At 71.6% G+C, this 7,815-nt stretch carries 10 protein-coding genes; 7 read left to right on the top strand and 3 right to left on the bottom strand.

Going from position 1 to position 7,815, the window contains the following annotated elements; translation table 11 throughout:
* A partial coding sequence (locus P409_RS20145) for a helix-turn-helix transcriptional regulator (RefSeq protein ID WP_161790432.1) occupies positions 1-387 on the top strand: 387 nt, incomplete at its 5' end.
* On the opposite strand, the gene P409_RS20140 is transcribed toward P409_RS20145, so the two are convergent.
* Together P409_RS20140 and P409_RS20135 are read right to left on the bottom strand one after the other, a co-directional pair.
* Positions 377-1,210 (bottom strand): AraC family transcriptional regulator, encoded by an 834-nt coding sequence (locus tag P409_RS20140; RefSeq protein ID WP_034842444.1) that lies wholly within the window; start codon positions 1,208-1,210, stop codon positions 377-379. The genes P409_RS20145 and P409_RS20140 overlap by 11 nt on opposite strands.
* A 73-nt stretch (positions 1,211-1,283) precedes the next feature.
* A complete protein-coding gene (locus P409_RS20135; RefSeq protein WP_034842441.1) occupies positions 1,284-2,135 on the bottom strand; it encodes a LysR substrate-binding domain-containing protein in 852 nt (283 codons plus the stop codon).
* Between the two features lie 103 nt (positions 2,136-2,238).
* Between P409_RS20135 and P409_RS20130 the strand changes: the two genes are divergently transcribed.
* From P409_RS20130 to P409_RS20110, 5 genes are all read left to right on the top strand, one after another.
* Positions 2,239-2,937 carry a haloacid dehalogenase type II gene (locus P409_RS20130; protein WP_034842439.1) on the top strand — a complete coding sequence of 233 codons (699 nt, stop codon included), beginning with the start codon at positions 2,239-2,241 and terminating at the stop codon, positions 2,935-2,937.
* A gap of 30 nt (positions 2,938-2,967) precedes the next feature.
* Positions 2,968-3,756: an aldolase gene (locus P409_RS20125; protein WP_034842437.1), complete on the top strand. Its 789-nt coding sequence runs from the start codon at positions 2,968-2,970 to the stop codon at positions 3,754-3,756.
* A gap of 24 nt (positions 3,757-3,780) precedes the next feature.
* Positions 3,781-4,983 (top strand): cystathionine beta-lyase, encoded by a 1,203-nt coding sequence (locus P409_RS20120; RefSeq protein ID WP_202964741.1) that lies wholly within the window; start codon positions 3,781-3,783, stop codon positions 4,981-4,983.
* Positions 4,984-5,342: 359 nt separating this feature from the next.
* Positions 5,343-5,630, top strand: coding sequence for a hypothetical protein (locus P409_RS20115; protein WP_052121004.1), 288 nt, complete (start codon positions 5,343-5,345; stop codon positions 5,628-5,630).
* A 25-nt stretch (positions 5,631-5,655) separates the two neighbouring features.
* Positions 5,656-6,123: an anti-virulence regulator CigR family protein gene (locus P409_RS20110; protein WP_202964740.1), complete on the top strand. Its 468-nt coding sequence runs from the start codon at positions 5,656-5,658 to the stop codon at positions 6,121-6,123.
* A gap of 65 nt (positions 6,124-6,188) precedes the next feature.
* Here the strand turns inward: P409_RS20110 and P409_RS39030 are convergent, their stop codons facing one another.
* On the bottom strand, positions 6,189-7,295 hold the full coding sequence (locus tag P409_RS39030) for a hypothetical protein (RefSeq protein WP_161790431.1): 1,107 nt from the start codon (positions 7,293-7,295) through the stop codon (positions 6,189-6,191).
* Between P409_RS39030 and P409_RS39025 the strand changes: the two genes are divergently transcribed.
* Positions 7,275-7,808: an RNA polymerase sigma factor gene (locus P409_RS39025; protein ID WP_034842425.1), complete on the top strand. Its 534-nt coding sequence runs from the start codon at positions 7,275-7,277 to the stop codon at positions 7,806-7,808. The two genes, P409_RS39030 and P409_RS39025, sit on opposite strands and share 21 nt — an antisense overlap.
* Positions 7,809-7,815 lie beyond the last annotated feature (7 nt).

Raw genomic sequence — 7,815 nt, 5'->3', positions numbered from 1 at the left:
ACCCGGCTGCGGCTGTCGCGCCCGTCCGGAGCCCCGCCCCTGCTGGTGACGGTGATCCCGGTCCGCGGCGGCGATGCCGCCCGCAGCTGGGTGGCCTTGTTCGTCATGGATCCCGGCACCGCCGGCACGCCCTCCCCGGCCCTGCTGCAGGAGCTGTTCGGCCTGACCGCGGCCGAGGCCGTGTTCGCCGCCGAGATCAGCCGCGGCGACGGGCTGCAGGCGGTGGCCGACCGGCTGGCGATCGCCCCGACCACGGCGCGGACCCATCTGACCCGGATCTTCGAGAAGACCGGCACCCGCCGCCAGGCCGAGCTGGTGCGGCTGCTGATGCAGTGCGACCGGCTGGCGCCAGCGGCCCCGGCCCGAGCCGCCCGCGTCAGCTCCTGAGCGGCATCCAGATCTCGACCAGGCCGGTGCCGGCCCAGGGGTCGAAATCCGCGCTGTAGCGCTCGAAGCTCGGCGCGTCGGCGAAGGCGTGGCCGGAGTCCGGCAGCCATTTCGTCCAGATCGTGTAATGCGTCGCCCGGATGCGGGAGATGTGGGCGCGGTGCGAGAACGCGACATAGCGCCGAGCCGGGATCCGCACCCGGGTCAGCTCCGCCGGCTGGTCGTCGAAGCTGGCGACCTCGACCCCCGCGACATAGTCGAAATTGCCGGCGTCGTCGGTGTTGCAGCAGACGCCATAGGCGGCGTCGCCGACCTGGTTCGGCACATGGCCGATCTGCGGCCCGAAGCGCTGCCACAGCGCCGGGATGCCCTCATTGGTCTCGAAGGTGTAGCGGTCGCCCAGGCCCGCGACGAGCAGCGTCTTGCCGGCCTCGAAGCGCGGCGGTTCGAGGTCGATGATCAGGGATTCGTCCATGCGGATCGGTTCCACCAGCGCGAGGTTGTCGACACGGCCCTGGCCGCGCACCAGCTCGGGCGTCAGGCCGAACTGGTCGCGGAAGGCGCGGGTGAAGGCCTCGTGGGAGCCGTAGCCGGCGTCGAGCGCCACCGCCAGGATGTCGGAGGCGCCGGCCGCCAGCACCCGCGCCGCCTCGGTCAGGCGGCGGCCGCGGACATAGCGCATCACCGACCGGCCGGTGGCGACGCCGAACAGGCGACACAGATGGAACCGGGACACGCCGGCGGCCTCGGCGATCGCGTCAAGCGTGACCTCCGACCCGAACCGGTTCTCGATGAACCAGACCGCCCGCTCGACCGCCCCCATCCCCGTCTCCCTTGAGCCTTCGGCGGCACTGTGCCCAGGGCCGCGGCCGCCCGTTTGATCGCGGTTGCGCCGGTCAGTCCGCGCCGAGGGCGCCGACCAGATACTCCGCCAACTCGCCCGCCGCCCGGTCCGGCCGGCCGGGCTTCCCCAGCAGCGCCAGTTCCGATTCCGCCGGGTCGGGGAAGCCGTCCGACGCGCCCAGCCGGCGATGGTCCGGCAGCACTGCGTCTTCGGCCAGGATGCTGACGCCGAGGCCCGACGCCACCGCCGCCTGCACGCCGATCAGCCCCTGACTGGAATAGGCCAGCCGCCAGCGGCGGCCCAGCGCCTCCATCCCGGCGATCGCCCGGTCGCGGTAGATGCAGCCCGGCGGGAACAACGCCAGCGGCAGCGGGTCGGTGTTGATATCGGCCTCCCGGCCCGCGACCCAGACCAGCCGCTCCGACCACCGCGCCAGGCACCGCCCGTCGCCGACATCGCGCTTGACCAGCGCCAGGTCCAGCTCCCCCGCCGCCAGCAGGCGACGCAGCTCGGCGCTCCAGGCGCTGGTGGTGTCGAGGCGGATGCGCGGGCTCCGCCGGGCGAAGCCGGACAGCAGGTCGGTCAGCCTCCGGCCGGCGAAATCCTCCGGCACGCCGAGGCGCACCACCGCGGCCCGGCCGGGACCCGCCAGCGCCTCCCGCGCCTCCGCCGAGATCCCCAGCAGCCGCCTGGCATAGCCGATCAGGAGCTCGCCCTCCTCGGTCAGCACCGCGGCGCCGCCGGTGCGGTCGCGGTCCAGCAGCCGATGGCCGAGATCCTGCTCCAGCCGGCGGATCTGCTGGCTGACGGTGGACTGGCTGCGATGCACCCGCTCCGCCGCGCGGGTGAAGCCGCCGGCATCGGCGACGGCAACGAAGGTGCGGAGGAGGTCGAGGTCGAACATGGGATCGATATTTACGCTTCCGATAAGATCCAGTCGATAATCTCGTTTCCCAATAAGCCGCATCTGCGCGATACCGTGACCCGCACCAGTGGAGAACCCCGTCATGCTGTCCGGACCGCGCCCCGCCTGGGTCACCTTCGACTGCTACGGCACTCTGATCCAGTGGGACGAAGGGCTGCGCGACGCCGTCCGAATCCTCCTGGCCGGGCGGGGCGTGGCGATCGATCCCGACCGGCTGGTCGAGACCTATGACCGGCACGAGCACGCGATCGAGCAGGCGGAGCCGCATCGCCGCTTCCGCGACATCGCCGGCACCGCGTTGCGGCTGGCGATGGGAGAGCTGGACGTCGCCTCGGGCGAGCGCGACGCCGATGTGCTGACCGGCGCGATCGGCCGGATGCCGCCCTTCCCCGAGGTGGTGCCGGCGCTGGCGGCGCTGAAGGCCGCCGGCTTCCGCCTGTGCATCATCTCCAACACCGATGACGACGTCATCGCCGGCAACGTCGCCCAGCTCGGCGGCCATATCGACCGGGTGGTGACGGCCCAGCAGGCCGGCGCCTACAAGCCGTCGCGCCGGATCTTCGAGCATGCGCATCGGATGCTGGGCGTGGGCAAGGACGAGGTGGTGCATGTCTGCGCCAGCCCGCATCTCGACCTGGTGGCGACGCGGGAGATCGGCCTGCGCGACGTCTGGATCGATCGCGGCACCGGCCGCCGGCCGCTGGACGGCTATGCGCCTGCCGCGGTGCTCCCGGCCCTGGACGGGCTGCCGGGGCTGTTCAAGGATGCCAACTGGCTTTGAAAGACCCGAGCGCCGAGAGGAGACCCCGCCATGGCCCATGAGCTGCATGCCGCCGACCCGTCCCGGCTGTCCAATATCGGCGAGATCGACTGGGCGGCGCTGCGCCAGGCCCGGATCGACCTGGCCGCCTGCTTCCGCATGGCCGCGCGGCTGGGGCTGGAGGAAGGCATCTGCAACCATTTCTCGGCCCTGGTGCCGGGGCGCGACGACCTGTTCCTGGTCAATCCCTACGGCCTGGCCTTCGCCGAGGTCACGGCCTCCAGCCTGCTGGTCTGCGACTTCCACGGCAACGTGATCGACGGCGACGGCAGGCCGGAGGCGACGGCTTTCTACATCCATGCCCGGCTGCACAAGCTGGTGCCGCGCGCCCGTGCCGCCTTCCACACCCACATGCCCTATGCCACGGCGCTGAGCATGGTCGAGGGCCAGCCGCTGGCCTGGGCCGGGCAGACGGCGCTGAAATTCTACGGCCGCACCGCGGTGGACGACGCCTATAACGGCCTGGCGCTGGACGAGGCCGAGGGCGACCGCATCGCCGCCACCCTGGGTGACGCCGACATCGTCTTCCTGCGCAACCACGGCGTGATGGTGTGCGGCCCAACCATCGCCGAGGCGTGGGACGACCTGTACTACCTCGAGCGCGCGGCCGAGGTGCAGGTCAAGGCGCTGAGCACCGGCCGCAGGCTTACCCCGGTGCCGGCCGAGATCGCCCGCCGGACCTATGAGCAGATGCGCGAAGGCGACGCCGAGAGCGCCCGGCTGCATCTGGAGAGCGTCAAGCGCCGGTTGATGCGCCAGGAACCGGACTTCGCCGCCTGACATTGCCCCTGCGGAGGATTGCCGATGACCGACGAGCGCCCGCCGCTGGGCTGGAGAAGCCGGCTGATCCATTCCGAGGCGAAGGCGCCGGAGGGCTTCAGATCGCTGGCGACGCCGGTGTTCCGCGGCTCGACCGTGGTGTTCGACCGGCTGGCCGATGCACGTGACGACTGGTCGCTCGACGGCGGCTACACCTACGGCCTGTACGGCACGCCGACGACGATCGAGCTGGCCCGGCGCATCGCCGAGCTGGAGGGCGCGCGCCACAGCTTCATGGTGCCGGGCGGCCAGGCCGCCATCGCGCTGGTGTTCCTGGCCATGTGTCGCGCCGGGTCGCATGTGCTGGTGCCGGACAGCGCCTATGGCCCGACCCGGGAATTCGCCCTGGGCCTCCTGGCCAAGCTGGGGGTGGAGGTCGAGACCTACCCCGCCCTCGCCGGGGCTGAGGTCGAGGCGCTGATCCGGCCGTCCACGGCGCTGCTGTGGTGCGAGAGCCCGGGGTCGATCACGATGGAGGTGCAGGACGTGCCGGCCCTGGCCGCGGCGGCGCACCGGCACGGCGTCAGCGTCGCCATCGACAATACCTATGCCGCCGGCATCCTGTTCGACGCCTTCGCCCGTGGCGCGGATATCAGCGTCCAGGCGCTGACCAAATATGTCGGCGGCCACAGCGACCTGCTGCTGGCACCGTCTCCGGTCGCCGACGACGCGCACCGGCAGGCGATCGGCGACGCGCACCGGCTGCTCGGCATGGCGGTGTCGCCGGACGATTGCAGCCTGGCGCTGCGCGGGCTGCAGACGCTGGGCGTCCGGCTCGACCGGCTGGAACGCACCACGCTGGCGGTCGCCGCCTGGCTGGCCGGCCGGCCGGAGGTCGAGGCGGTGCTGCACCCGGCCCTGCCCTCCTGCCCCGGCCACGAGACCTGGCGCCGCGACTTCAGGGGCTCGTCCAGCGTGTTCTCGATCGTGTTCGGACCGGAGCGCGACGAGGCCTGGGTCACCCGCTTCGTCGAGGCGCTGCGCCTGTTCAGGCTTGGCTACAGCTGGGGCGGCGCCACCAGCCTGGTGATGGCCTATCGCAGCATCCCGCGGCTGGGCACCGACTATGCCGGCCGGCTGGTGCGGCTGAATGTCGGGCTGGAGGACGAGGCCGACCTGATCGCCGACCTCGACGCCGCCCTGCGGCAGGCGGAGGCCGGCGGACGGGGCGGGAGCAATTCAGGCTGAACCGGGCCATCCCGATCAAGGATGGTACGGAATTGCTGCCTCTCCCGCCTGCGAGACCTTTCGAAATTCCCATCCCCCGCGTCATTGCGAGGAGGCGAAGCCGACGAAGCAATCCAGGGGCCGGTGCGCACCGGCCCTGGATTGCTTCGCTGCGCTCGCAATGACGGTGTTTGGAGTTCTGAAGGGGCCTCGTTTCCGGGTGAGGGGGTTTTCGTTCGAGGCCTGGATTGCCATCATCCAGCCCCGCCGAACGAATGCTGGATTAAACCGCGGGGCTCGATCGTCCCTGGTCTGAGGGGCGTCTGTCCGGACGCCCGGAAAGGGGATCGATCGAGATGAGCTTGAGACGACACGTCCTCATGCCCGCGCTGGCCGCCCTGGCGGTGCTGGCCACCGCCGGGCCGGCCATGGCCCATCACAAGCCCTGGCATCACGGCGGCCCGCCCTGGGCCCGGCCCCACCACGGCTACGGCTACTACTATGCGCGGCCGCGGCCGCCGGTCGTGGTCTATGAGCGGCCGTATTACGGCTATTACGGGCGGCCCTACTACTATCGCCGGCCGGCGCCGGTCTATGTCGAGCCGCCGCCCTACTATTACGCCCCGGCCCCAGGCGTCACCATCAACATCCCGCTGCGGTTCGACTGATCGGCGGCGCGTGAGGATGACACAGGTGACGCCAGGAAAGCCCCGGGCCGGCGCGGCCCGGACCGTGCTGCTCGCGGCCGCGATCGGCCTGCTGGCGGCCAGCCCCGCCGCGATGGCGGCACCCCATGGCCACGGCCAGGGGCAAGGACAGGGACACGGCAAGAAGCAGGTCGTGCCCGGCAACCCGGGCCAGGGAAAGCCCCATCGCCAGGGCAATGCCGGCGCGCCGGCGGTGCTGTTCCAGCCGCGGGACCGCGACGTGATCGTCGACTATTACGGTGGCTGGCCGCGCGGCGAGGCGCTGCCGCCCGGCATCGCGCGCAACCTGGCGCGGGGCAAGCCGCTGCCGCCGGGTATCGCCAAGCGGAGCCTGCCGCCGGATCTTCTGGCGCGCCTGCCCCGCCATGACGGCTACGACTACTACATGGTCGGGTCCGAGGTGGTGCTGGTGGCCATCGCCACCGGCATCATCCTCGACATCCTGACCCATTGAACGCGCTGCTGAAAACCTGCCGGATCGCCGGCGGCCCCAGGACCAGGGGCCGCCGGACGCTGCCCTCAATCGAACGGCCGGAAGCCTTCGCGGGCCAGGGCCAGGTCATGGTCGTCGACCACGCCGTTGCCGTCGACGTCCAGATTGGTCGTCTCCCAGGCGCCGGTCGGCCCGGTGCCCGGCTTGACCGTCTGGATCCGGTCGGCCAGCTCCGCCTCCAGCGCGTCGATCAGGGCCGGATCCGTGGTCGGATCGGCCTTCAGCGTGGCGATCCGCTCCTGCAGGGCGCGGATGCCGGTTTCCTGCGGCGTGCCGAAATTGGCCTGCATGGCGCCGACATTCGCGCCGTAGCCCAGCTCCTTGGCCAGGCTGACCATGGTGGAGACACGCGCGCCGTGATTGCGGAACGGCCCGTTGCCGACGGTCGGCGACCAGCCGGAGCCGATCAGCGCAGCGGTGGTGTCGTCGTCGAGCGAGATGGTGTCGACCTTGTCGGGCCTCCTGCTCCTGGCCTTGCCGCTGTTGCCGGGAGCGTCCGCCGGATCCGTGGTGCTGGCGACGCCGGTCCCGTGGCGGGTGCTCCTGAGCTTGCCGCTGTTGCCCGGGCTGTCGTCATCCGCGGAGCTGCCGGTGGCGCTGCCGGCGCCACTGCCGGTGCCGCTGGCCTTCCCGCCGGCATTGCCGCTGTTGCCGCCCCCGTTACCGCCGCCGTTACCGCCGCCGTTGCCCCCGCCATTTCCACCGCCGTTGCCGCCCCCATTGCCGCCGCCGTTTCCACCCCCGTTGCCGCCGCCATTTCCACCACCGTTACCGCCGCCATGTCCGCCGCCATTGTCCTTGACGGTCATGAACTGCGGCTTGGAGACGTCCTTGAGATCCCCCCAGGCGGCTGCGCTCGCCGTGGTGGCGTAGAGCAGTCCGAAAGCCGCCACGATGGGCAGCGTCGCGATCGAACGGACAAGCATGAGGAACTCCAGAACAGTGGTGCCGAAGCGGGCCGCGGCGGCCCGTGTCATAGCTGTGACGTCCGGGACGCCGCGGTCATTCCAGGGAATCGCGCAAAAATTTTCGCATCCGGGACGCGCCGAGGCGTCGTATCGCGCGTTAATGCATCGGCGCGGGCCGATGATCCGCAACAGCAGGGTGGTGGGATGTCCGATCCGGCGGATCATGTCAGGGGAGCGCTGCTGGCGTCGCTGCCGCGGCTGCGCGCCTTCACCCGCGCGCTCGCCGGCACCGCGTCCGAGGGCGACGACCTGCTGCAGGCCACCTGCGAACGGGCCCTGGAGCGGGCGCATCAGGCCGCCGCGGCCGCCACCCTGCAGGGCTGGATCTTCCGGATCGCCTACAACCTGCATCTCGACCGGATCCGGGCCGGGCGCCGCCGCGGCGAGATGGCGGATCCGGTCGATCCCGACACGCTGCTGGGAGGCGACGCCGAGGCCGAAGTCGAGGCGACGCTGATGCTGGCGGCGGTGCAGCGGGCGATCGACCAGCTGCCGGAGGAGCAGCGCAGCGTGCTGCTGGCAATCTCCGCCGGCGGCCTGAGCTACACGGCGGCGGCGGAGGCCCTCGACGTGCCGATCGGCACGGTGACCAGCCGGCTGCACCGCGCCCGCCAGGCTTTGCAGCACCTGCTGTCGCGGCGCCCGGTCCCCGCCGCGGCCTTGGCAGCCCGACGCTGAGGGAGGC

Source organism: Inquilinus limosus MP06, assembly GCF_000767795.1.
GTDB classification, from domain to species: Bacteria; Pseudomonadota; Alphaproteobacteria; order DSM-16000; family Inquilinaceae; genus Inquilinus; species Inquilinus limosus_E.
The sequence above is the reverse complement of the archived record's forward strand: the minus strand, read 5'-3'. Positions and strand labels throughout refer to the sequence as shown.

Excerpts from the sequence above, each read along its gene's own strand:
- P409_RS20140 (WP_034842444.1), bottom strand. The coding sequence starts at position 1,210 with ATGGGGGCGGTCGAGCGGGCGGTCTGGTTCATCGAGAACCGGTTCGGG.
- P409_RS20135 (WP_034842441.1), bottom strand. The coding sequence starts at position 2,135 with ATGTTCGACCTCGACCTCCTCCGCACCTTCGTTGCCGTCGCCGATGCC.
- P409_RS20130 (WP_034842439.1), top strand. The coding sequence starts at position 2,239 with ATGCTGTCCGGACCGCGCCCCGCCTGGGTCACCTTCGACTGCTACGGC.
- P409_RS20125 (WP_034842437.1), top strand. The coding sequence starts at position 2,968 with ATGGCCCATGAGCTGCATGCCGCCGACCCGTCCCGGCTGTCCAATATC.
- P409_RS20120 (WP_202964741.1), top strand. The coding sequence starts at position 3,781 with ATGACCGACGAGCGCCCGCCGCTGGGCTGGAGAAGCCGGCTGATCCAT.
- P409_RS20115 (WP_052121004.1), top strand. The coding sequence starts at position 5,343 with ATGCCCGCGCTGGCCGCCCTGGCGGTGCTGGCCACCGCCGGGCCGGCC.
- P409_RS39025 (WP_034842425.1), top strand. The coding sequence starts at position 7,275 with ATGTCCGATCCGGCGGATCATGTCAGGGGAGCGCTGCTGGCGTCGCTG.
- P409_RS39030 (WP_161790431.1), bottom strand. The coding sequence starts at position 7,295 with ATGATCCGCCGGATCGGACATCCCACCACCCTGCTGTTGCGGATCATC.